The sequence below is a fragment of the Geodermatophilus sp. SYSU D00684 genome, from assembly GCF_054050455.1.
Genome location: NZ_JBJGZI010000004.1, coordinates 169,748 through 192,531, shown reverse-complemented (window position 1 = coordinate 192,531; position 22,784 = coordinate 169,748). Strand labels below are relative to the sequence as shown.

At 76.4% G+C, this 22,784-nt stretch carries 22 protein-coding genes; 15 read left to right on the top strand and 7 right to left on the bottom strand.

The annotated features are described in order from the left end of the window. Positions 1 to 33 precede the first annotated feature (33 nt). The 4 genes from ACI79L_RS04320 to ACI79L_RS04305 all read left to right on the top strand — a co-directional run bounded on the left by ACI79L_RS04320 (position 34) and on the right by ACI79L_RS04305 (position 4,526). A complete protein-coding gene (locus tag ACI79L_RS04320) occupies positions 34 to 942 on the top strand; it encodes an ABC transporter ATP-binding protein (RefSeq protein WP_456935587.1) in 909 nt (302 codons plus the stop codon). Next, positions 939 to 1,766 carry an ABC transporter permease gene (locus ACI79L_RS04315; RefSeq protein WP_456935586.1) on the top strand — a complete coding sequence of 276 codons (828 nt, stop codon included), beginning with the start codon at positions 939 to 941 and terminating at the stop codon, positions 1,764 to 1,766. The genes ACI79L_RS04320 and ACI79L_RS04315 overlap by 4 nt, the downstream gene beginning before the upstream one ends. Positions 1,767 to 1,775: 9 nt before the next feature. After that, positions 1,776 to 2,852, top strand: coding sequence for an adenosine deaminase (locus ACI79L_RS04310; RefSeq protein WP_456935585.1), 1,077 nt, complete (start codon positions 1,776 to 1,778; stop codon positions 2,850 to 2,852). Positions 2,853 to 3,086: 234 nt separating this feature from the next. Beyond that, a complete protein-coding gene (locus ACI79L_RS04305; RefSeq protein ID WP_456935584.1) occupies positions 3,087 to 4,526 on the top strand; it encodes a DEAD/DEAH box helicase in 1,440 nt (479 codons plus the stop codon). Positions 4,527 to 4,739: 213 nt separating this feature from the next. Here ACI79L_RS04305 and ACI79L_RS04300 read toward each other — a convergent pair whose 3' ends face one another. Further along, on the bottom strand, positions 4,740 to 6,245 hold the full coding sequence (locus tag ACI79L_RS04300; RefSeq protein ID WP_456935583.1) for a hypothetical protein: 1,506 nt from the start codon (positions 6,243 to 6,245) through the stop codon (positions 4,740 to 4,742). Positions 6,246 to 6,328: 83 nt separating this feature from the next. Between ACI79L_RS04300 and ACI79L_RS04295 the strand changes: the two genes are divergently transcribed. Continuing rightward, a complete protein-coding gene (locus ACI79L_RS04295; RefSeq protein WP_456935582.1) occupies positions 6,329 to 6,466 on the top strand; it encodes a hypothetical protein in 138 nt (45 codons plus the stop codon). A 6-nt stretch (positions 6,467 to 6,472) separates the two neighbouring features. Here the strand turns inward: ACI79L_RS04295 and ACI79L_RS04290 are convergent, their stop codons facing one another. From ACI79L_RS04290 to deoC, 3 genes are read right to left on the bottom strand one after another with little or no spacing between them, the layout of a single operon-like run. Then, a complete protein-coding gene (locus tag ACI79L_RS04290; protein WP_456935581.1) occupies positions 6,473 to 7,345 on the bottom strand; it encodes an aldehyde dehydrogenase family protein in 873 nt (290 codons plus the stop codon). Continuing rightward, a complete protein-coding gene (locus ACI79L_RS04285) occupies positions 7,342 to 8,793 on the bottom strand; it encodes an aldehyde dehydrogenase family protein (RefSeq protein WP_456935580.1) in 1,452 nt (483 codons plus the stop codon). The genes ACI79L_RS04290 and ACI79L_RS04285 overlap by 4 nt, the downstream gene beginning before the upstream one ends. Continuing rightward, a complete protein-coding gene (gene deoC, locus ACI79L_RS04280; protein WP_456935579.1) occupies positions 8,793 to 9,788 on the bottom strand; it encodes a deoxyribose-phosphate aldolase in 996 nt (331 codons plus the stop codon). Before deoC ends, ACI79L_RS04285 begins: the two co-directional genes overlap by 1 nt. Positions 9,789 to 9,869: 81 nt before the next feature. Here deoC and ACI79L_RS04275 point away from each other — a divergent pair, with 81 nt between their 5' ends. The 6 genes from ACI79L_RS04275 (at position 9,870) to ACI79L_RS04250 (ending at position 13,928) form a co-directional block, all read left to right on the top strand. Next, entirely contained in the window at positions 9,870 to 10,973 is a 1,104-nt protein-coding gene (locus ACI79L_RS04275) for a calcium:proton antiporter (protein ID WP_456935578.1), read from the top strand. 17 nt (positions 10,974 to 10,990) lie between these two features. After that, complete coding sequence (gene upp, locus ACI79L_RS04270; RefSeq protein ID WP_456930009.1) at positions 10,991 to 11,614, top strand: uracil phosphoribosyltransferase; 624 nt, start codon at positions 10,991 to 10,993, stop codon at positions 11,612 to 11,614. Positions 11,615 to 11,616: 2 nt separating this feature from the next. Continuing rightward, positions 11,617 to 12,507: a Gfo/Idh/MocA family protein gene (locus ACI79L_RS04265; protein WP_456935577.1), complete on the top strand. Its 891-nt coding sequence runs from the start codon at positions 11,617 to 11,619 to the stop codon at positions 12,505 to 12,507. A 113-nt stretch (positions 12,508 to 12,620) separates the two neighbouring features. Beyond that, positions 12,621 to 13,100, top strand: a complete 480-nt coding sequence (locus ACI79L_RS04260) for a DUF805 domain-containing protein (RefSeq protein ID WP_456935576.1) — start codon at positions 12,621 to 12,623, stop codon at positions 13,098 to 13,100. A gap of 38 nt (positions 13,101 to 13,138) precedes the next feature. Next, positions 13,139 to 13,639: a hypothetical protein gene (locus ACI79L_RS04255; protein WP_456935575.1), complete on the top strand. Its 501-nt coding sequence runs from the start codon at positions 13,139 to 13,141 to the stop codon at positions 13,637 to 13,639. A 25-nt stretch (positions 13,640 to 13,664) separates the two neighbouring features. Further along, the gene (locus ACI79L_RS04250) at positions 13,665 to 13,928 is read left to right on the top strand and encodes a hypothetical protein (RefSeq protein WP_456935574.1); all 264 of its coding nucleotides are present in this window, start codon (positions 13,665 to 13,667) and stop codon (positions 13,926 to 13,928) included. Between the two features lie 6 nt (positions 13,929 to 13,934). Here ACI79L_RS04250 and ACI79L_RS04245 read toward each other — a convergent pair whose 3' ends face one another. The 3 genes from ACI79L_RS04245 to ACI79L_RS04235 are packed head-to-tail and all read right to left on the bottom strand — an operon-like array spanning position 13,935 to position 17,058. Further along, positions 13,935 to 14,627, bottom strand: a complete 693-nt coding sequence (locus ACI79L_RS04245) for a haloacid dehalogenase type II (protein ID WP_456935573.1) — start codon at positions 14,625 to 14,627, stop codon at positions 13,935 to 13,937. Between the two features lie 2 nt (positions 14,628 to 14,629). Then, on the bottom strand, positions 14,630 to 16,261 hold the full coding sequence (locus ACI79L_RS04240) for a phospho-sugar mutase (RefSeq protein ID WP_456935572.1): 1,632 nt from the start codon (positions 16,259 to 16,261) through the stop codon (positions 14,630 to 14,632). Beyond that, positions 16,258 to 17,058 carry a purine-nucleoside phosphorylase gene (locus ACI79L_RS04235; protein WP_456935571.1) on the bottom strand — a complete coding sequence of 267 codons (801 nt, stop codon included), beginning with the start codon at positions 17,056 to 17,058 and terminating at the stop codon, positions 16,258 to 16,260. The genes ACI79L_RS04240 and ACI79L_RS04235 overlap by 4 nt, the downstream gene beginning before the upstream one ends. A 121-nt stretch (positions 17,059 to 17,179) precedes the next feature. On the opposite strand from ACI79L_RS04235, the gene ACI79L_RS04230 reads away from it, so the two are divergent. From ACI79L_RS04230 to ACI79L_RS04215, 4 genes are all read left to right on the top strand, one after another. Beyond that, positions 17,180 to 18,673, top strand: coding sequence for a hypothetical protein (locus ACI79L_RS04230; RefSeq protein WP_456935570.1), 1,494 nt, complete (start codon positions 17,180 to 17,182; stop codon positions 18,671 to 18,673). A 101-nt stretch (positions 18,674 to 18,774) separates the two neighbouring features. Then, the gene (locus tag ACI79L_RS04225) at positions 18,775 to 20,259 is read left to right on the top strand and encodes a hypothetical protein (RefSeq protein ID WP_456935569.1); all 1,485 of its coding nucleotides are present in this window, start codon (positions 18,775 to 18,777) and stop codon (positions 20,257 to 20,259) included. A gap of 62 nt (positions 20,260 to 20,321) precedes the next feature. Beyond that, complete coding sequence (locus tag ACI79L_RS04220) at positions 20,322 to 21,527, top strand: glutamate--cysteine ligase (protein ID WP_456935568.1); 1,206 nt, start codon at positions 20,322 to 20,324, stop codon at positions 21,525 to 21,527. Further along, a complete protein-coding gene (locus ACI79L_RS04215) occupies positions 21,524 to 22,783 on the top strand; it encodes an amidohydrolase (protein WP_456935567.1) in 1,260 nt (419 codons plus the stop codon). Before ACI79L_RS04220 ends, ACI79L_RS04215 begins: the two co-directional genes overlap by 4 nt. The last annotated feature ends 1 nt before the right edge of the window (position 22,784 follow it).

Below are 22,784 nucleotides of genomic sequence, written 5' to 3'. Positions count from 1 at the left end.
CGGAGCCGCGATCGGAGAGCACACTGGGTCCTCGTGACCAGCACGTCCGCGGTACCGACCTCCACCGCCGCCCCGCGCGCCGGGGAGCCCCTCGATCCGGACGCGGCGATCTCCGTCCGCGGGCTGGTGAAGCGCTACGGCGCCGCCACCGCCGTCGACGGCCTGGACCTCGACATCCGGCGCGGCGAGATCTTCGCCCTGCTCGGCCCCAACGGCGCCGGCAAGACGACGACGGTCGAGATCTGCGAGGGCTTCCGCGACCGCGACGGCGGCGAGGTGCGGGTGCTCGGCACCGACCCGGCCGCGGGCGGGCGCCGGTGGAAGGCGCAGCTGGGCATCGTGCTGCAGTCCGGCGCCGGGGACAGCCAGCTGACCTGCCGCGAGCTGCTGCGCGCGCAGGCGTCCTACTACCCCGACCCGCGCGACCCCGACGAGGTGCTCGAGCTGGTCGGGCTGACCGAGAAGGCCCGGGCCCGCGGGCGCTCGCTGTCGGGCGGGCAGCGCCGCCGGCTCGACGTCGCGCTCGGCATCGTCGGCCGCCCCGCCCTCCTGTTCCTCGACGAGCCGACCACCGGCTTCGACCCCGAGGCACGGCGGCAGTTCTGGTCGCTGATCCGCTCGCTGCGCGACCTCGGCACCACGATGCTGCTCACCACCCACTACCTGGACGAGGCCGAGGCGCTGGCCGACCGGGTCGGCGTCATCGCGCGCGGCCGGCTGGCCGAGGTCGCCGTCCCGTCGGAGCTGGGCGGCCGCGGGCGCGCGCCGGCGGTGGTCAGCTGGACCGAGGACGGCGTCCGGCGCAGCGAGGCCACCGCGACCCCGACGGCGTTCGTCTCCGCGCTGTCCGCGCGCTTCCCCGGCGAGGTGCCCGACCTGGCGGTGGCCCGCCCGACCCTCGAGGACGTGTACCTGCAGATGATCGGGGAGGCCCGCGCGTGAGCGCCGGAACCGTCACCCGGGAGCGCGCCGCGCTGCCGTCGCTGCCCGCCGTCTACCGCTCCCGCGCCGGGGTGGAGCTCAAGGAGTTCTTCCGGCAGCGCGAGTCGGTGGTGTTCACCCTCGTCTTCCCCGTGCTGCTGCTCGTGGTGTTCGGCGCGGTGCTCGACTACGACCTCGGCAGCGGGGTCAGCTTCGTCCAGTACTTCCTGGCCGGGGTGATCGCCGCGGGCATCCTCGGGGCGAGCCTGCAGAACATGGCGATTTCGATCGCCACCGAGCGCGCCGACGGCACGCTCAAGCACCTCTACGGCACCCCGATGCCGCGCAGCGCCTACTTCGTCGGCAAGGTCGTGCAGGTCCTCGCCGTCACGGTGCTGATCATCGTGGTCCTGCTGGCGGTCGGGGCGGTGTTCTACGACGTCGACCTGCCCTCGGGCCGCGACTGGCTGACCTTCGCCTGGGTGACCGCGCTCGGCGCCGCGGCGTGCACGCTGCTGGGCATCGCCGTGTCGAGCCTCGCGCGCAACGGCCGGTCGGCGTCGGCCACGGTCACGCCGATCGCCCTGGTGCTGCAGTTCATCTCCGGCGTGTTCTTCCAGTTCAGCCAGGTGCCGGGCTGGATGCAGACGATCGCGTCGCTGTTCCCGCTCAAGTGGATGGCGCAGGGCCTGCGCTCGGTGTTCCTCCCCGACGCGCTCGCCGCGCAGGAGCCGGCCGGGTCCTGGGAGCTCGGGCGGGTGGCGCTGGTGCTGGCCGTGTGGTGCGCCGCCGGTCTGGTGCTGTGCGTCCTGACCTTCCGCTGGCAGGAGCGCGGCACGAGATAGCGTCGGGTGGTGCCCGCACCACTCGACGCCGACTCGGTCCGCCGCGCGCCCAAGGTCCTCCTGCACGACCACCTCGACGGCGGGCTGCGTCCGCAGACGGTGCTCGAGCTCGCCGACGAGGCGGGCTACCGCGCCCTCCCCGCCTCCGACGCGGAGTCGCTGGGGACCTGGTTCCGCGAGGCCGCCGACTCCGGCTCGCTGGTGCGGTACCTGGAGACGTTCGCGCACACCGTCGGGGTGATGCAGCGGCCCGAGGCGGTGCGCCGGGTGGCCCGCGAGTGCGCCCTCGACCTCGCCGCCGACGGCGTCGTGTACGCCGAGGTCCGCATGGCGCCGGAGCTGGTGACCGCGGGCGGCACCCCCATCGAGGAGGCCGTCGAGGCGATCCTCGACGGGTTCGCCGCGGGCAGCGCCGAGGCGGCCGCGGCGGGGACGCCGATCACGGTCGGCGCGCTGCTGTGCGCGATGCGGCAGGAGGACCACTGGGAGGAGGTCGCCGGCCTCGTCGTCCGCTACCGGGACGCCGGCGTCGTCGGCTTCGACCTGGCCGGGCCGGAGATCGGCTTCCCGCCGGACCGGATCCCCGGGGCGATCGCGCTGCTCGACCGCGCCGGCGCGCACCGCACCATCCACGCCGGCGAGGCGGCCGGCGTCGACAGCATCCGGGCCGCGCTGGACGGCGCCCGCGCCGAGCGGCTGGGGCACGGCGTGCGGATCGCCGACGAGGTGCCGATGGAGGGCCCGCTCGGCCCGCTCGCGCGGCGGGTGCTCGACGAGCAGGTGCCGCTGGAGGTCGCGCCGTCGTCGAACGTGCAGACCGGCGCCTACCCCTCGATCGCGCGGCACCCGGTGGGCCGGCTGCACCGGCTGGGCTTCGCGGTCACGGTGAACACCGACAACCGGCTGATGAGCGGCGTCTCGGTGACCAGCGAGCTGACCGACGTCGCCGCCGCCCACGGCTGGGGCTGGGACGACCTCCAGACGGTCACCGAGCGGGCGCTGGCCGCGGCGTTCACCGACGACGCCGAGCGGGCCCGGCTGCTCGACGACGTCGTCCGCCCGGGGTACGCCGCCCTCCGCGGGTGATCACGGCCACCGCCCGCCGCGGAAGGGCGGACCGGGCGGCGCTGTTACCGTGGGTGTGCCGGCACTCGCCGGACATCCTCCCGGACGGTCCGTCCGGGCATGAGCGCATCCGTGCAGACCGCCGCGTCGTCGACGCCCGCGGTCGCCAGTGAGGACGCCCGGCCCCGTCGCAGGGGTGGCGCCCGCGCACCACCACGGGACGCGCCCGAGCTGTATCGGAGTCCCCACCCCCGCATGACCACGTCCGACACCGTCGACGTCCAGAGCACCCCCGACACCCCCGCCCCGGCGGGCCCCACGTTCGCCCAGCTGGGCCTGCCCCAGCAGCTGGTGACCGCTCTCGAGCGGCGCGACATCCGCGCTCCGTTCGCCATCCAGGCGTCCGTCCTGCCCGACGCCCTCGCCGGGCGCGACGTGCTGGGCAAGGCGGCCACCGGGTCCGGCAAGACCCTGGCCTTCGGCCTGCCGATGCTCGCCCGCATGGGCCTCACCGCCCGCCGCGGCCCGCGCGCCCCGCGGGCGCTGGTGCTCGTGCCCACGCGCGAGCTCGCCCAGCAGGTCTCCGACAACCTGGCCCCGCTCGGTCAGGCCATCGGCGCCCAGTTCGCCACCGTCTACGGCGGCGCCTCGATGGGCCGCCAGATCTCGCAGCTGCGCCGTGGCGTCGACGTCGTCGTCGCCACCCCCGGCCGGCTGCAGGACCTGATCAGCCAGCGCGAGGTCACCCTCGCCGAGGTCGAGGTCAGCGTCGTCGACGAGGCCGACTTCATGTCCGACCTCGGCTTCCTGCCCGTCGTGCAGGAGCTGCTCGACCAGACCCGCCCCGACGCCCAGCGGCTGCTGTTCTCGGCCACGCTGGACGGCGAGGTGGACACGCTGGTCCGCCGCTACCTGACCGACCCCGCGCGGCACGAGGTCAAGCGCCCCGGCGACGACGCCCCGCCGGCCGAGCACCTGGCCTACAGCGTCGCCTTCCGCGACAAGGTGCCGGTGACCCAGGAGCTGGCCGCGCGGCCGGGCCGGACGATCGTGTTCGCCCGCACCCAGCTCGGCGTCGACCGGCTCACCGAGAACCTGCAGGCCGTCGGCATCAAGGCCGAGGCGATCCACGGCGGGCTGCCGCAGTCGGCCCGCCGCCGGGCGCTGGAGGCGTTCACCGACGCCCGCAGCCCCGTGCTGGTGGCCACCGACGTCGCCGCCCGCGGCATCCACGTCGACGACGTCTCGCTGGTCCTGCACTACGACCCGCCGGCCGACCACAAGACCTACCTGCACCGCTCGGGCCGCACCGCCCGCGCCGGTGCTGGCGGCGTCGTGGTCTCCCTGCTGCTGCCCGACCAGGTCGGCCAGGCCAAGCGGCGGTTCCGGCAGGCGAAGGTGGACCCGCAGGTCAGCCGCATCCGGCCGGGCGACGCCCCGATCGCCGAGCTCGTCGCCAGCGGCGTGCCGGTGGAGCCGGTCGAGCGGCCGGCCCGCGAGGCGCGCCGTCCGCACGGCGGCCCCGGCGGCCGGCGTCCGCGCCGCGACGGCGACCGTCCGCGCCGCTCCTACGGCGACGGCGGCCGTCGCGACGACCGTCCGCGCCGGCCCTCCGGCGACCGCGACCGGTACCGCGGCCCCGGCGAGGGCCACCGCGGCGGGCGCTCCGACCGCCCCGCGCCCGCGCGCGACTGACGACGGACCCCGCGTCCCCCCACCGCTCGCGGCGGGGGGACGGGGGCCCGTTCCAGCACCTCACCACGGCCGGCCCCGGGACCCCGGGGCCGGCCGTGGTGCTGTTCCGCGCTCGCTCGTGCTCTGCCCACACCTGTGGGCAGAGCACGAGCTCGCGGCAGAGAGGTCCCGGCCGCCGGGCCGTGCCCCGGATCCGGCCCCGGAGGACGCCCGTCAGTGGCGGAAGACCAGCGCCCCGCCGACCTGGGCGACGACCTCGTCCCAGGCCTCCCGCAGCGGGGCGGCGTCCTCGGCGCGCAGGGTGGCGCCGGGCTCCCGCTCGCCGCGCGCGACCGCGCGACCCAGCGGCGCGGTGGGGGCGAGCAGCTCGTCGACCCGCGTGAGACCCGCGTACTCGGCGACGTCGCGCACGCCCTCGACCGGCTGGGCGAACACCCGGTGGTCGACCAGCCCCGCCGCGCCCCCGGCCACCTCGGCGAGCACCTCGGACAGCTCGGTGAGGTCGTAGCGGTCCTGCTCGGCCGGCAGCGGCATGACGTCGGTGTCGGCCACCTCCGGCCAGGACGCGATCTCGGTGAGGTCGTGCTGCTCGTCGCCGGCGCAGAACCGGGCGAGGTCGGCGGGGGTGTCGAACAGGTAGACCTCGCCGTCGCGGCCGAGGAACCGGGCGACGTCCTCCACGTAGCAGCGCAGCGTCACGCCGGCGCCCCCGGGGACGACGAGCTCCACCGGGAGGATGCCGACGGCCTCCCAGAACTCCGCCGCCGCGGCGACCGCGGCCGGGGTCGCGGTGATCCGGCTGCCGCCGCGGATCGTGCTCACCCCGGCGGTGACCGTCTCCTCCGGCGCGGCCGCGGTCGAGCCCGCGGCCGGGCGGTCGGCCGAGCCGTCCCGGCCCCGGGCGACGGTGGCCTCCGCGCCGCGGCCGGCGCGGGCACCGGTGGGCGCCTCGTCGGCCAGGTCCTCGTCGGCCAGGTCGTCGTCGGCCAGGTCGTCGTCGGTCTCGTCCTCGTCGGCGGCCGAGGGGTAGGCCTCGAGGGTGGTCGTGCCGGCGCCGGTCCAGTCCAGGTGCGCCGACAGCTCCTCGATGACGTCCTCCCACAGCTCGTCGAGCGCGCCGCCGACGCCGATCCAGGCGTCCTCGCCCGAGCGGCCGACGAACGCGTCGACCCCGAGGCCCAGCGACCCGATCTCCGGCCGGGCCACCAGCTCGGCGAGGGAGGGGAACTCGGTCTCCTCGTCGCCGTCGAGGTCCTCGTCGGCGTCCTCGTCGTCGGTGTCCGCGCCGGCCCGCGCGGCGGTCGTGCCCTCCTCGTCGTCGTCCCCGGCGGTGTCCAGGCACTCGGCCAGCCGGCTGACGATGTCGATGGTGGCCGCGAGCTCCTCGACCGCCCACCGGTCCGGGTTCTCGGCGGCGATGTCGTAGACGCCGTCGAGGTCGTAGCGGTGGTCGTCGTCGGGCGTCAGGTCCGCGGCGCCCAGCCCGACGACGACCGGCCAGACCGGGTGGTCGGCGAGGTCGTGGTCGGTGGCGGTGCGGCAGAACGCGGCGAGCGCGGCCGGGGTGGGGAAGAGGTGGACCGTGGCGGTCTCCCCCTCGGAGGTGCCGAGGAAGGCCTGCCACTCCTCGCCGTCCTCCTCCCACGGCGGCGCCCACAGGGTGTAACCCGTGCGGTCGTCGACGGTGAGGGCGATGGGGACGATGCTGGGCCTGGCCACGGAGCCCATCCTGCCCGGTGCGCCTGGGAGCGCACCCCCGGGTTCAGGCCCGCACCGGCTCGTCCCAGTCGACGTGGTGACCGGTGAGCCGGTCGTCGGGCGGAGCGCCGCGCGGTGCGGGCGAGGCGGTGGGCGACCTGCGCGCCGCGACCGCCGCCCAGCTCGAGGCCACCCGGCGGCTCACCGGCGACCGGGCCGGTGAGCCGCCCGCGGCGGGCTGAGGGCGGTCAGACGCCCTTCGGGTGCCACACCGTCTTGGTCTCCAGGAACCGCGTCATCCGGCCGGTGCCGGGGTCGGCGGTCCAGTCCGGCTCCTCCGCCGGCGGGCGCAGCACCCGCTTGATGCTGCCGGCCGCCAGCCGCTCGAGTTCCATGGCCCGGCCGGCGGGCGCGCCGGTCAGGTCGACGGCGTCGACGTCGTCGTGCTCGGCCAGCCAGGGGCCGATCTCGCCGGCGTCGCCGGTGAGCAGGTTGACCACGCCGCCGGGGACGTCGCTGGTGGCCAGCACCTCGCCGAGGGTGACCGCCGGCAGCGGCCGCTCGTGCGAGCTGACGACGACGGCGGTGTTGCCGCCCGCGAGCACCGGCGCCAGCACGCTGACCAGGCCGAGCAGCGACGAGCGCTGCGGGGCGAGGACCGCGACGACGCCGGTCGGCTCGGGCAGGGAGAAGTCGAAGAACGGCCCCGCGACCGGGTTGGCGCTGCCCAGGACGGCGGCCAGCTTGTCGGTCCACCCCGCGTACCAGACCCAGCGGTCGATGGCGGCGTCGACGACGGCGCGGGCGCGGCCGGCCGACAGCCCCTCGCCGGCGGCGACCTCCTCGCAGAACTGCGCGTGCCGGCCCTCCATCACCTCCGCGACCCGGTAGAGCACCTGGCCGCGGTTGTAGGCGGTGGCGCGCGACCACTTCCCGAACGCGGCCCGCGCGGCGACCACGGCGTCGCGGGCGTCCTTGCGGGAGGCCAGCGCGGCGTTGGCGAGGAACGTCCCCTTGTGGTCGGTGACCTCGTAGGTGCGGCCGGACTCCGAGCGCGGGAAGGCCCCGTTCACGTACAGCTTGTAGGTCTTGCGGACGGCGAGCCGCTCGCTGCCGATCACCGGGAGCTCTCCTTCAGGTACGCGGCGAGCCCGTGCCGGCCGCCCTCGCGGCCGTAGCCGGACTGCTTGTAGCCGCCGAACGGCGACGTCGGGTCGAACTGGTTGAACGTGTTGGCCCACACCACGCCGGCGCGCAGCCGGTCGGCGATCGCCAGGATCCGCGAGCCCTTCTCGGTCCAGATGCCGGCCGACAGCCCGTAGGTGGTGTTGTTGGCCTTGGCCACCGCCTCGTCGGGCGTGCGGAAGGTCAGCACCGACAGCACCGGGCCGAACACCTCGTCGCGGGCGATCCGGTGGGCGGGGGAGACGTCGGTGAACACCGTCGGCGGGAACCAGAAGCCGCGGTCGGGCAGGTCGCAGTCCGGCTGCCAGCGCTGCGCGCCCTCGGCCTCCCCGATCTCCGACAGCTCCCGGATGCGGGCCAGCTGCTCGGCGGAGTTGATCGCGCCGATGTCGGTGTTCTTGTCCAGCGGGTCGCCCACCCGCAGCGTGCCGATCCGCCGCTGCAGCGAGGCGATCACCTCGTCGTGGACCGACTCCTGCACCAGCAGCCGGGAGCCCGCGCAGCAGACGTGGCCCTGGTTGAAGAAGATGCCGCGCACGATGCCCTCGACGGCCTGGTCGATGGGGGCGTCGTCGAAGACGATGTTCGCGGCCTTGCCGCCGAGCTCCAGGGTCAGCGCCTTGCGGGTGCCGGCGACGGCGCGGGCGATCGAGCGGCCCACCTCGGTGGAGCCGGTGAACGCGACCTTGTCGACGTCCTCGTGCTCGACGACGGCCCGGCCGGTGTCGCCGGCGCCGGTGACGATGTTCACCACGCCCGGCGGCAGGTCGGCCTGCCGGCACACCTCGGCGAACAGCAGCGCGGTCAGCGGGGTGGTCTCGGCCGGCTTGAGGACGACGGTGTTGCCGGTGGCCAGCGCCGGGGCGACCTTCCACGCCAGCATCAGCAGCGGGAAGTTCCACGGGATGACCTGGCCGGCCACGCCGTGCGGCCGCGGGTCGGGCCCGAGGCCCGCGTGGGCGAGCTTGTCGGCCCAGCCCGCGTGGTAGAAGAAGTGCGCCGCGGCCAGGGGGACGTCGACGTCGCGGGACTCCCGGATCGGCTTGCCGTTGTCCAGGGACTCCAGGACGGCGAACTCGCGGGCCCGCTCCTGCAGGATCCGCGCGATCCGGAACAGGTACTTGCCGCGGTCCGCGGGGCGCATCGGGCCCCACACCCGGGTGTACGCGCGGCGGGCGGCCTTCACGGCGCGGTCGACGTCGGCCTCGGTGCCCACCGCGATCTCGCTGAGCACCTCCTCGGTGGCCGGGTTGACCGTCTTCATGGTCTCGCCGGAGCCGTCGACGAACTCGCCGTCGACGAACAGGCCGTAGGACGGCGCGACGTCGACGATCGAGCGGGACTCGGGGGCGGGGGCGTACTCGAACAGGGGGCTGGTGGTCATCAGTCGACGCTCACGTGGTCGGGGCCGGAGTAGTGGCCGGTGCGCAGCTTCTGCCGCTGCAGGAGCAGGTCGTTGAGGAGGCTGGAGGCGCCGAGGCGGAACCAGTCGGGGGACAGCCAGTCGGCGCCGGCGGTCTCGTTGACGAGCACCAGGTGCTTGACCGCGTCCTTGGTGGTGCGGATGCCGCCGGCGGGCTTCACGCCGACCTGGGTGCCGGTGGCGGCGCGGAAGTCGCGGACCGCCTCGAGCATCACCAGGCACACCGGCAGCGTCGCGGCGGGGGAGATCTTGCCGGTGGAGGTCTTGATGAAGTCGGCGCCGGCGAGCATCGCCAGCCACGAGGCGCGGCGGGCGTTGTCGTAGGTGACCAGCTCGCCGGTCTCGAGGATGACCTTGAGGTGGGCGTCCCCGCAGGCCTCCTTCACGGCGACGATCTCCTCGAACACCTCGAGGTAGCGGCCGGCGAGGAACGCGCCGCGGTCGATGACCATGTCGATCTCGTCGGCGCCGTTGCCCACGGCGTCGCGGACGTCGGCGAGCTTGACCTCCCGGCTGGCGCGGCCGCTGGGGAACGCGGTGGCGACGGCGGCGACGTGGATGCCGGTGCCCTGCAGGACCTCCCGCGCGACGCCCGCCAGGTCGCCGTAGACGCAGACGGCGGCGACCGACGGGGCGGTCGGGTCCCCGGGGTCGGGCCGGCGGGCCTTGGCCGCCAGCGAGCGGACCTTGCCGGGGGTGTCGGCGCCCTCCAGGGTGGTCAGGTCGACCATCGAGATCGCGGTGTCGATCGCCCAGGCCTTGGCCGTGGTCTTGATCGAGCGGGTGCCGAGGGTGGCGGCCCGCTGCTCGGCTCCCACCTGGTCGACACCGGGCAGGCCGTGCAGGAAGGCGCGGAGGGCGGCGTCCGAGCGGGTCACGTCGTCGAACGGCGCCGCGGGCCCCGGGCCGGGCCGGGTCCCGGCCGCCAGCGTCCCGGGGTCGAGCACGTGGGTCATGCGCCCATCCTCCCAGTGCGACCGGTCACTCCGGGACCGCGGTCACCCGGGGGAGCCGGCCGGGCATGGCAGCGTGGGGACGTGGCGACGACGACGACGAGACCGGCCCTGCTGTCCTGGACCACCGTCGCGCCCGTGGCCGCGGTGGTCCTCCTGGCGCTCACCTGGGGGCGTGACCCCGGGGCGCTCGTGGTGGTGGTCGACGCGGTCGCCCTCGTCGGCGCGGTGCTGGCCGCGGTCCACCACGCCGAGGTGGTCGCCCACCGGGTGGGGGAGCCGTTCGGGTCGCTGGTGCTCGCCGTCGCGGTCACCGTCATCGAGGTCGGGCTGATCGTCACGCTGATGGCGTCCGGCGGCCCGGAGGCGGCGTCGCTGCCGCGGGACACCGTGTTCGCCGCGGTGATGATCACCTGCAACGGCATCCTCGGGCTGTCGGTGCTGCTGGGGGCGCTGCGGCACGACGTCGTCGTCTTCAACCGGGAGGGGGCCGGGGCGGCGCTGGCGACCGTCCTCACCCTCGCGGTGATGTGCCTGGTGCTGCCCAGCTACACGACGACCGTCAGCGGGCCGGAGTTCTCGACGGCGCAGCTGACCTTCGCCGCGCTCGCCTCGCTCGTGCTCTACGGCGCGTTCGTGGTCACCCAGACCGTCCGGCACCGCGACTTCTTCCTCCCCGTCCCCGTCGGCGGCAGCCGCGACGACGAGGACGAGCACGCCGAGCCGCCGTCGGACCGCACCGCGCTGACCAGCCTCGGGCTGCTGCTGGTGGCGCTGGTCGCCGTCGTCGGGCTGGCGAAGGTGGAGTCCCCGGCGATCGAGGCCGGGGTGGCCGCGATCGGCTTCCCGCAGTCGTTCGTCGGCGTGGTGATCGCGCTGCTGGTACTCGCCCCCGAGACGCTCGCGGCCGCCAACGCCGCCCGCCGCAACCGGCTGCAGACCAGCCTGAACCTGGCGTTCGGGTCGGCGATGGCGAGCATCGGGCTGACCATCCCGGCGATCGCGGTCGCCTCGATCTGGCTGGACGGGCCGCTGCTGCTCGGCCTCGGCGCCACGCAGATGGTGCTGCTCGCGGTGACCGTCGTCGTCGCGGTGCTCACCGTGGTGCCCGGCCGGGCGACCCGGCTGCAGGGCGTCGTGCACCTGGTCCTGCTGGCCGGCTTCCTGTTCCTGGCCGTCGCGCCCTGACCGATACGGTGGCGCCCGTGCAGCTGACCGTCGTCGACCACCCGCTCGCCCGTGCCCGTCTGTCGCGGATGCGCGACGAGCGGACCGACAACGCCGCGTTCCGGGCCGCGCTGCGGGAGCTGACCCAGATGCTGGTGTACGAGGCCACCCGCGACCTCGCCGTCGCCGAGGAGCCGATCACCACCCCGGTGACGACGACGACCGGCTACCGGCTGGCCGCGCCGCCGCTGATCGTGCCGGTGCTGCGGGCCGGGCTGGGCATGGCCGACACCGCGCACGGGATGCTGCCGGAGTCGCAGATGGGCTTCGTCGGCCTGGCGCGCAACGAGGTGACCTTCCAGCCCGAGGCGTACATGGCGTCGCTGCCGGAGAGCCTGGTCGGCCGGCACGTGTTCGTGCTGGACCCGATGCTGGCCACCGGCGGCTCGCTGGTGCACTGCTGCACGCTGCTCACGGAGCGCGGCGCCACCGAGATCACGGTGCTGTGTGCGCTGGCCGCGCCGGTCGGCCTGGAGCGGCTGGAGCAGAGCGGCCTGCCGCTGCGGGTGTTCACCGCCAGCGTCGACGAGGGCCTCAACGAGAAGGCGTACATCGTCCCGGGCCTCGGCGACGCCGGGGACCGCCAGTTCGGTGCGGTCTGACCGTGCGGTTCGCCGTCCTGGGCACCGGTCACTGGGCCCGCACCGTGCACGCGGCGGCGATCGCCGCGCACCCCACCGCGGAGCTCGCCGGCATCTGGGGGCGGGACGCGGCCAAGGCCGCCGACGTGGGCGCGGAGTACGACGTCCCCGGCACGAGCGACCTCGCGGCGCTGCTCGAGCAGGTGGACGCGGTGTCGGTCGCCGTCCCGCCGGACGTCCAGGTGCCCCTGGCCGAGCAGGCGGCCGCCGCCGGCCGGCACCTGCTGCTGGAGAAGCCGATCGGGCTGACCGTCGACGAGGCCGACCGGGTGGTGACCGCGGTGCGGTCCGCGGGGGTCGCCTCGGTCGTGTTCTTCACCTTCCGGTTCCAGGCGCAGACGACGTCGTGGCTGGCCCAGGCCGGCCGCACCCGGTTGGCCGGTGGCGCCGCCTCGTGGCTGTCGGCGCTGGCCGGGAGCCCCTTCGACTCGGCCTGGCGCCGCCGCTACGGGGCGCTGTGGGACATCGGCCCGCACGCGCTGTCGCTGCTGGTGCCGGCGCTGGGCCCGGTGGTGTCGGTGCAGGCGGGGGCGGGTGCCGGTGACACCGTGCACCTGGTCCTGCAGCACGCCACCCCCGGCGTGGCCTCGACCGTCACGCTGTCGCACACCGTGGCGCCGCTGGCGACCGGCATCGAGTTCTCCGTCCACGGCGACGCCGGGCGGCTGGTGCTCCTGCCCGACACCGAGAGCCCGATCGCGTCGCTGACGGCGGCGGTCGAGGAGCTGACCGCGGCGGCGGTCACCGGTGGCGCGCACCCGTGCGACGTCGGCTTCGGCCGCGAGGTCGTCGTCGTGCTGGCCGCCGCCGAGCGGGCTCTGGCCTCGGGCTGCCGGGAGGACGTCCCCGCCTGAGGCCGACTTGCGGCGCGGCCTCCAGTCGCGCGCAAGGGCCGGACAAGCACCGGTCGACACCGTCTCCCCGACGACGGGGAGCCCCGGGGTCCGGGGCCGGACAGGGAGACGACATGAGCGACTACTCGTACCTCGGCCACGACCGCGCGGACGCGCGGGCGGTCTCGGACAGCAGCTGGTACGTCCGCCGCGGCCGGATCGACCGGCGCACCTACTGGCTGCACTACGCGCTGCCGCTGTGGGCGGCGAGCGTCGCGGCGATCTGGGCCGACATCGCGTTCGGCACCGCCTGGTACACGGCGAGCCACGAGTCCTACGGCTACTACTCCTCCAGCGCCGACGTCACCTTCTCGGGCGGGCCGATCACCCTGCTGGTCTCGCTGGCGCTGTTCGCGCCCTCGATCAGCGCGGCGGTGACCCGGCTGCACGACACCGGCCGCTCGGGCTGGTTCCTGCTGTGGGGCCTGGTCCCGATCGCCGGCGCGATCGTCCTGCTCGTGACGCTCGGCTTCTCGCCGAGCGAGCCCGGCCGCAACCAGTACGACGGCGCCCCGCACCCGGCCCGGCGGGAGCCGCGACTCGCGACCCGGTGAAACCGGTTGACCGGACCGGCCAGCCTGGAGGGGTGCGGATGACCTTCTCCCGGCTGGCCGACCGGCGTCCGGTGGAGACCCGCGTGGAGCGCGACGACGGCGTGGTGTTCGCCCTGCGCGGCGCCGGGGGCGGGGCCGACCTGCCGCACGACCTGGTGCACGCGCTGGTCGAGACCGAGCTCGGGATGCGCGAGGGCATCTGGGGCTGCATCGCCGACGGCGTCGTCTGGACGACGATGCGCCACGTCTCCGGGCGGCAGCCCCCGCACGCGGCCGAGCGGTCGGCCCGGCTCAAGCGGGAGCGCGCGGCCGCCGTCACGCGGGCCGAGGGCGTGGCCGACCTCGTGTCCCGCTCCGCGCGCGGCGCGGCGGTGCTGCCGGGCGAGGCCGCCGCGCTGGACCTGCCGCCGCAGCGGCTGGCCGCCGCCGCGGCCGCCCTGGCCGACGCCGGGCGGCGCTGGCGGGCGCTGCCGGTGGGGGAGAGCTGGACCCTCGCGTGGTCCCCGCCACGGGCCCGCCCGGGGCGGCGCCGCAGGTGAGGGACCCGTCCGGCACACTCCCGGCGTGATCATCGTGCTGGTCGGGGTGGTCGTCCTCGCACCCGTGGTCGTGATGGCCGACCTCCGCCGCTGGCGGCCGCTGCCGGTGCTGCTGTGGCTGCTCGGCACCGCCGCCGCCGTGCTGTGGGTGGAGACCCGCGACGCGGCCGGGGAGCAGCGGGACGTCCTCACCGGGATCGGCTGGCTGGTGATCGCGCTGCTCGCCGCGGGCGGCTCCGTGGCCGCGGGCCGGCGCGGCACCGGCACCCGGCCCCGCCACGGCGGCTGACCGGCCTCAGCAGCCCAGGGCGGCGGCCAGCTCCTCGAGCGAGGACACCGACAGGTCGGCGTCGGGGTCGCTCCCCGGCGGCACCCGCGTCCCGCCGAACTCGGCGGGCCGGTGCACGTACGCCGTCCGGAGCCCGCGGGCCCGCGCGGCGGCCAGGTCGTCGACGTGCGCGGCCACCATGAGCACCGCCGACGGCGGCAGCGCCAGCAGCCGGGCCGCGGAGTCGTAGACCTCCGGGTCGGGCTTGTAGCGGCCGACGACCTCGGCGCCGAGCACGAGGTCCCACGGCAGCCCGGCCCGCCGCGCCAGGTCCACCTGCAGCCGCACCCCGCCGTTGGACAGCGGCGCCAGCACGAACCGCCGCCGCAGCCGGGTCAGGCCCGGCACCGCGTCCGGCCACGGGTCGAGCCGGTGCCAGGCCAGCACGAGCTCCGCGGCGACGTCGTCCGGCACGTCGTCGACGCCGACCTCGGCCAGCGCCTCCGGCAGCGACTCGCGGTGCAGCACGTCGAGCGGGACGAACGGCCGCCCGCCGGAGCGCACCTCCTCCATGGACGGCTGGTACCGCGCCCGCCAGGCGTCGGCGAACGCGTGCGCGTCGACGTCCGGGCCGAGCAGCCGGGCCGCCTCCCGGGCCACGCCGGCGCGCCAGTCCACGACCGTGCCGAACACGTCGAGGACCAGCGCGCCGACGTCCACGGCTACAGCCCCAGCGCGTGCGCCATCTCGCCGCGCAGCTGGTCGAGCTCGTCCGCGCCGCGGCCCCGGGCGGCGATGATCCCGGCGTCGTCGTGCACCGGGACCACCGTCTCCAGGTACGCCTTGAGCTTGGGCTCGGTGCCGCTGGGCCGGACCACCACGCGGACGCCGTCGCCGAGCAGCCGGACGGCGTCGACCGGGGGGTCCTCGGCCAGCAGGTCGCCGGCGGTGACCGCCCGGCCGAGCAGCCGGGCCGGCGGGTCGGCGCGCAGCCGCTCCATGGCGCCGGAGATGAGCGAGAGGTCCTCCACCCGCACCGACAGCTGGCCGGTGGCGAACAGCCCGTGCTCGCGCGCCAGCTCGTCGAGCCGGTCGACCAGGGTGCGGCCGCTCTGCTTCAGCTCCGCGGCCAGCAGCGCGACGGCGAGGGCGGCGGAGATGCCGTCCTTGTCGCGGGCCACCTCCGGGGTGACCGCGTAGCCCAGCGCCTCCTCGTAGCCGAACACCAGCGGCTGCTCGTCGGTGCCGGCGCGGATGATCCACTTGAAGCCGGTCGGCGTCTCGGCGAACCGCACGCCGTGCGCCTCCGCGAGCGCGGACAGCAGCGAGCCGCTGACCAGCGAGGCCGCGTACGTGCCGCGCACGCCGCGGCGCAGCAGCCAGTCGGCGAGCAGCGCGCCCACCTCGTCGCCGGTGAGCTGCCGGCCCTCGCACACCACCGAGCAGCGGTCGGCGTCGGGGTCCTCGGCGATGGCGACGTCGGCGCCGCAGCGGTCGGCCAGCGCGAGCAGCAGGTCGACCGCGCCGGGCTCCTCCGGGTTGGGGAAGGTGACCGTCGGGAACGCCGGGTCGGGGGCGTCCTGCTCGGGCACGCTCACCGGCGGGGCGAGCCCGGCGGCGGCGAACACCGCCCGCGTGGTGGCCGCGCCGACGCCGTGCATCGCGGTGTAGGCCACGGTGAGGTCCGCCCGCGCGGCGGCGTCGACCCGCTCGGGCTGCAGCGCGCGCACGACGGCGGCCACGTACCCGGCCTCGACGTCGTCGCCGAGGGTGGTCCACGCGTCGGAGGTGGGCACCTCGCCCGCCGGGCCGACGGCGGCGATCGCGGCCTCGATCTCCCGGTCGGCCGGCGGCACGAGCTGGGCGCCGTCGGCGAGGTAGACCTTGTAGCCGTTGTCCTGCGGCGGGTTGTGGCTGGCGGTGACCATCACGCCGGCCACGCAGCCCAGCGACCGGACCGCCGACGCCAGCACCGGCGTGGGCAGCGGCCGCGGCAGCACCGAGACGGCGAACCCGGCGGCCGACAGCACCGCGGCGGTGACCCGGGCGAACTCGTCGGAGCGGCGCCGGGCGTCGAACCCGACGACGACGGCCCCGCCGCCGTGCCCGTGCGCGGCCAGCCAGGCGCCCAGCCCGGCGGCGGCCCGGGTGACGACGGCGGCGTTCATCCCGGCCGGCCCGGCGCGCAGCGGCCCGCGCAGCCCGGCGGTGCCGAAGGTCAGCGGCCCGGCGAAGCGGCGCGCGAGCTCGGCGGTGTCCCCGGCGGCGATCAGCGCCTCGATCTCGGCCCGGTCGCCGGGGTGCGGGTCGGCCGCGGCCCACGCGCGGGCGGTGTCCAGGATCGAACCGGTCACGGCAGGCGCCCGATGAACTCGACCAGGAACTCCCCGAGCCGCCCGGCGGCGGCCTTGCCCGCGGCGAGCACCTCCTCGTGGTCCAGCTTCTCGCCGGTGATGCCGGCCGCGGCGTTGGTGACCATCGACAGCCCCAGCACCTCCATCCCCGCGGCGCGGGCGGCGATCGCCTCGAGCGCCGTGGACATGCCCACGAGGTCCGCGCCGAGGGTCCGCAGCATGCGGATCTCGGCCGGCGTCTCGTAGTGCGGGCCGGGCAGCGCGGCGTAGACGCCCTCGGTGAGGTCCGGGTCGAGGGAGCGGGCCAGCTCGCGCAGCCGCGCGGAGTACAGGTCGGTGAGGTCGACGAACGTGGCGCCGACCAGCGGCGAGCGGGCGGTGAGGTTGAGGTGGTCGGCGATCAGGACCGCCTGGCCGACCCGGTGGTCGGGCGCGAGGCCGCCGGCGGCGTTGGTGAGGACGACGGTGCGCACCCCGGCCGCGGCGGCGGTGCGGATCCCGTGCACCACCGGCTCGACGCCGCGGCCCTCGTAGAGGTGGGTGCGGCCGAGGAAGAGCAGCACCCGCCGGTCCCCGACGCGCACCGACCGCACCTGCCCGCCGTGCCCGACCGCCGTGGGGGCGGCGAAGCCGGGCAGCTCGCCGATGGCGACGGAGGCCGCGGCCTCCCCGAAGGCGTCGGCCGCGGGGGCCCAGCCCGAGCCCATGACGACGGCGACGTCGTGGCCGTCCCCGAGGGCTGCGGTCAGGTCGGCGGCGGCGGTGACGGCCAGGGCCGCGGGATCGGGTGCGCTCACCGGGCGACGCTAACCCAGCGCCGTCGCGGCGACCCGGGCCGCCGGTCGGCACAGCAGCCCCAGCCGTCCCCGCGTGGGCGTGTCGCCGGGGACCGCCGGTACCGGTCCGCACCATGGCCCCGTGCAGACCCTGCAGATCGACGGCGTGCCGGTGTTCTCCGCCCCGGGGCCGCGCCGGACGACGCTCGCGCTGGTGTTCGGCGTCGGCGTCCGGGACGAGACCTACGCGACGCGCGAGCTCACCCACCTCGTCGAGCACCTGGTGATGGGCTCGCTGCCCAAGCGCAACATCCAGTGCAACGGCACGACGACGGTGGACTCGACGTCGTTCTACGCCACCGGCCGGCCCGAGGCGGTGCGCGAGTTCGTCGAGGGCGTGTGCGCGGCGCTGTCGGGCCTGTCGCTGTCCCGGGCCGACGCCGAGATCGGCGTCCTGCAGGCCGAGGACTGCTCCGGCGCCGGCGGCGGGCTCGTCGAGAGCCTGTGGGCCGCCCGCTACGGCCTCACCGGCCCGGGCATCGCCTTCGCCGGCGGCCCCGGTCCGCAGTTCCTGCCCGACGAGCTCATCCGCGCGCACGCGACCACCTGGTTCGTCCGCGGCAACGCCGCGCTGGTCTGCCACGGCGAGCTGCCGGAGGGGCTGCGCCTGGACCTGCCCGACCGGCCGGTGCCGCCGCACCGCCCCGCCGTGCCCCGCCCGCAGGCGGCGCCGTCGTGGACCAAGTCGTGGACGCCGGGCGTCGGGCTGCAGCTGTCGGCCACCGGCCCGTGGGACCCGGCGCTGCGGATGGGCGCCGACGTGCTGCGCGAGCGCGTGCAGGACCTCGCGCGCACCGAGCGCGGCCTGAGCTACTCCGCCGACGTGGTCACCCACGACGTCGACCCGGACCGCCGCGAGGTGACCGTCCTCGTCGACGCCCGGGAGGGGCAGGAGGGCGCGGTCGCGGAGATCCTCTGGACGCAGTTCGAGGAGCTGTGCCGCACCGGCCCGGGCGAGGACGAGATCGCGCACGCCCGCGAGGGCCTCGCCGAGCACCTGGACGCCGCCGACGAGGACGACCTCGTCCGCTCCGACCTCATGGACGCCGCCCTCGCCGCCGTCACCGGCATCGCCCCGCTGACCGTGGCCGAGGGCCTGGCCGCCTGCTCGCGGGTCACCGCCGCCGAGGTGCAGGCCGCGCTGCGGCGGGTCCGCGGCAGCGCGCTGCTGCAGGTGCCCGAGTGGTCGGAGTTCGCCGGCCTCCCGGGCCTGCAGCGCTGGCTGCTGTGCGGCCTCACCCGCGAGCCGGTGCCGGGCCGGACCATCCGGCCGCCGCTGGGCCGGCGGGTGCTCGGCCGGGTGGGCGACCGTGCGATCGTGCTGGGCGACCAGGGCATCGCCCACCGCGATGCCGACGGCGACGTGCACGCGATCGGCTGGGGGCAGGTGGAGAACGTCTTCCCGATCCTCGACGACGGCGGGGTCGTGGTCGTCGGCGGCAACCTGTGCATGGTGCCGGTGGAGAAGGCGGTGTTCGGCCAGCGCGCCGTCGACCAGGTCAGCGCCCGACTGCGGGAGGTCGTGCACCCGCAGCGCTGGTCGGTGCCGCGCCCGGCCGCCGTCCCCGCCGGTTGAGGCGGTCACCGGGGGCCCGGCCGGCGCCGACCCACCCGTCCCCGTCGTCTCCGGCCGCGTGTCGGCCGGGGACGACGGGCCGGCTCCCGGACCATGGCTCGGTGCAGCGAACGGTCATCGACGGCGTCCCGGTGTTCACCGCCGGCGGGCGGGAGCGGACGACGGCGGCGCTGGTCTTCGGCGTCGGCCTGCGCGACGAGACGTTCCCGACCATCGAGGTCACCCACCTCGTCGAGCACCTGGCCATGGCCGCGCTCCCGCGCACGCACCTGCGCTGCAACGCCGTCACCGACGTCGACAGCACCGCCTTCTTCGCCACCGGCCGCCCGGACGCCGTCGCCGCCTTCCTGGAGGGCGTCTGCCGCGCCCTGGCCGACCTGCCCACCGAGCGGCTGGCCGCCGAGGCCGGCGTGCTGCAGGCCGAGGGCTGCGGCACCGGCTCCTCCACGGTCAGCGCGCTGTGGGCCGCCCGCTACGGCCTCACCGGGCCGGGCCTGACCGTCTCGGCCGGGCCGGGGCCGGAGTACCTGACCGAGGAGACCGTCCGGGCGCACGCCGCCCGCTGGTTCGTCCGCTCCAACGCCGCGCTGTGGTGCCACGGCCCGCTGCCCGGGGGCCTGCGGCTGCCGCTGCCCGACGGGCCGCGCCCGGCGCGCCGGGTGCCGGTCCCGCGCCCGCAGGACGGGCCGGTCTGGACGCACACCGACGCCCCCGGCGTCGGCCTGCTGCTGGCCACCGACACCCCCGGCGACGCCGCGCTGACGGTCGGCGTCGACGTGCTCCAGGACCGGCTGCGCGAGCGCGCCCGGCACGACCGCGGGCTGTCCTACGGCGTCGACTCCCTGACCCTGGACCTCGCGCCCGACCGGCGCGAGGTGGCGGTCGTGGTGGACGCCCGGACCGGCCGCGACGCCGAGGTGGCGGGCCTGCTGTGGCAGACCTTCGCCGAGTTGTGCGCCGACGGGCCGGATGCCGCGGAGGTCGCGCACGCCGTCGCGGGGCTGGAGGCCGAGCTGGACGACGAGGACGCCGTCGGCACGGAGCTGGCCGACGCCGCCTACTGCGCGGCCACCGGCCTGCCGTTCCGCCCGGCCGCGGACACCCTCGCCGCCTGGCGCGCGGTGACGCCGGCGCAGGTGACCGCGGCGCTGCGCCGGGCCGGGGCGACCGCCGTCCTCGGCGTGCCCGACACCGCCGCCTGGGACGGCCCGGCCGGCGTCGCCCGCCGCCCGCTGTGCGGCACCCTCCGGGAGCTGCCGGCCGGCACGGTGTTCCGCCCGCCGCTGCTGCGCCGGCTGCTCGACCCGGCCGCGCGGGTGGCGCTGGTCGTCTCCGACGACGGCCTCGCCCACACCGACGCCGACGGCGACGTGCACGGCATCCCGTGGTCGCGGGTCGAGGCCGTGGTGCCCACCGACGACGGCCGCGGCGTCTCGGTGGTCGGCCGCGACCTGTGCGGCGTGCGCGTCCACCCCGACCTCTACGGCCGCCGCGCCGTCGCCGCCGTCACCGGCCGGGTGCCGCCCGCCGCGCTGCTCCCGCGGCCGCGGACCCCGGAGCCGGACACCGTCGCCGCCGCGGGCTGAGTCCGCGGGGGTCCGCGCTGTTCAGGCGGTGCGGGAGCGCCGTCGTCCCTATCCTCGGCAGCGTGCAGATCCCGTTCTCGTCCTCGGAGCGCTCCAGCCTGGGCGTGGAGTGGGAGTTGCAGCTCGTCGACCGGGAGAGCCGGGAGCTCACCGCCGGGGCGACGGAGATCCTCGAGGAGATCCGGCCCGACGGTGCCGAGGAGCACCCCAAGGCCAAGCACGAGCTGCTGCAGTCGACCGTCGAGGTCATCACCGGCGTGTGCACCACCGTCGAGGAGGCCACCGCCGACCTCGCCGGCACGGTCGCCGAGGTGGCCGCCGCCGCCGAGCGCCGCGGCCTGGGCCTGCTGTGCGCCGGCACCCACCCGTTCACCGACTGGCAGACGCAGCTGATCTCGCCCAAGGAGCGGTACCTGCAGCTGGTCGAGCGGATGCAGTGGCTGGCCCGGCGGCTGCAGATCTTCGGCGTCCACGTGCACGTCGGGGTCCGCTCGCCGGACAAGGCGATGCCGATCGTCAACGCGCTGACCCAGTACGTGCCGCACTTCCTCGCGCTGTCCGCGTCCTCGCCGTTCTGGGTCGGCTGCGACACCGGGCTCGCCTCGGCGCGCAGCAAGGTCTTCGAGGCCATGCCGACGGCGGGGCTGCCCACCCAGCTGCCCGACTGGGCCGGCTTCGAGACCTACATGGAGACGCTGATCTCCACCGGCGCCATCGAGAGCGTGCGCGAGGTGTGGTGGGACATCCGCCCGCACCCCGGCTTCGGCACCGTGGAGCTGCGCATCTGCGACGGCCTGCCCACGCTCGAGGAGGTCGGCGTCGTCGCGGCGCTGTCGCAGTGCCTGGTCGAGCAGTTCGACACCCAGCTCGACCGCGGCTACACGCTGCCCACCCCGCCGAGCTGGGTGGTGAAGGAGAACAAGTGGCGCGCGGCACGCTGGGGCCTGGACGCCGACGTGGTGGTGGACGAGAAGGGCACGGTGCGCCCGGTGCGGCAGGCTCTGCTGGACCTCGCCGAGGAGCTGACCCCGACGGCGAAGCGGCTGGGCTGCGAGGCGGAGCTCGCGGGCGTGGAGCGGGTGCTCGCCGTCGGCGCCTCCTACCAGCGGCAGCGGGCCGCGGCGCTGGCGTCCGGCGGGGACCTGCGCGTCGTCGTCGACGGGCTGCTCGCCGAGCTGCGGGACGGCCTGCCCACCTCCGGGCCGGCGGCCGGCCCCGACGGCCCCGTCCCCGGCCCGGCGGCGTGCGCCGGCGGCCACGCCGCATGACCCGGAGCCCCGAGGAACTGGCCGCCGGGCTCGATGCGTGGGTGGCCGACCGCACCGACTCCCTGGTCGGCGTGCGCCGGCACCTCCACATGCACCCGGAGCTGGCCTTCGCCGAGGTGGAGACGACGGCGTTCCTCGAGCAGCGGCTCGCCGGCGCCGGGCTCGCGCCGCGCCGGCTGCCCAGCGGCACCGGGCTGGTGGTCGAGATCGGGTCCGGCGACCCGACGGTGGTGCTGCGCGCCGACATCGACGCACTGCCGCTGGCCGACCTCAAGGACGTCCCCTACGCCTCCACCCGCGAGGGCATGTGCCACGCCTGCGGCCACGACGTGCACACCACCGTGCTGCTCGGCGCGACGCTGGCGCTCGCCGCGCTGGACGACCTGCCGGGCCGGGTGCGCTGCGTGTTCCAGCCGGCGGAGGAGACCGTCCCCGGCGGCGCGACGCACGTGGTGGCGGCCGGCGTCCTCGACGGCGCGTCCCGGGCGTTCGCGCTGCACTGCGACCCGGCGATCCCGGTGGGCACCGTCGGCCTGCGCACCGGTTCGATCACCGCCGCCTGCGACCGCATCGACGTCACGCTCACCGGTCCCGGCGGGCACACCGCCCGCCCGCAGCTGACCGTCGACCTGGTCGACGCCCTGGGCCGCCTGGTCACCGGGCTGCCCGGGCTGCTGTCGCGCAAGGTCGACCCGCGGGCCGGGTTCTCGCTGGTCTGGGGCGCGGTCAACGCCGGCGTCGCGGCCAACGCCATCCCGCAGCGGGGCACCCTGCGCGGCACCGTCCGGGTGCTCGACCGCGACGAGTGGCAGCGCGCCGAGAGGCTGCTGCGCGAGCTGGTCGAGCAGGTGGTGGCGCCCACCGGCGCCGGCGTCGAGGTGGAGTACGTCCCCGGCGTGCCGCCGGTGGTCAACGACCCGCGCGCGGTGGCGCTGCTGCGCACCGCGGCGCTGCAGACCGTCGGCAGCGAGAACCTGCGCCAGTCGCCGCAGAGCATGGGCGGGGAGGACTTCGGCTGGTTCGCCGACGTGCTGCCGATCGCGCTGGCCCGGCTGGGCACGCACGGCGGCGGCGCGCCGCTGGACCTGCACCGCGGCACCTTCGACGTCGACGAGCGGGCCATCGGGGTCGGGATCCGGCTGATGGTGCGCACCGCGCTGCAGGCGCTGGCCGCCGCCGCCGGGACGTCGGGCTCGGCCGCCGGTGCGCCCAGGGCGGGCCACCCCGCGCGTCCGCACTCGCGGGAGCGCCGGTAGA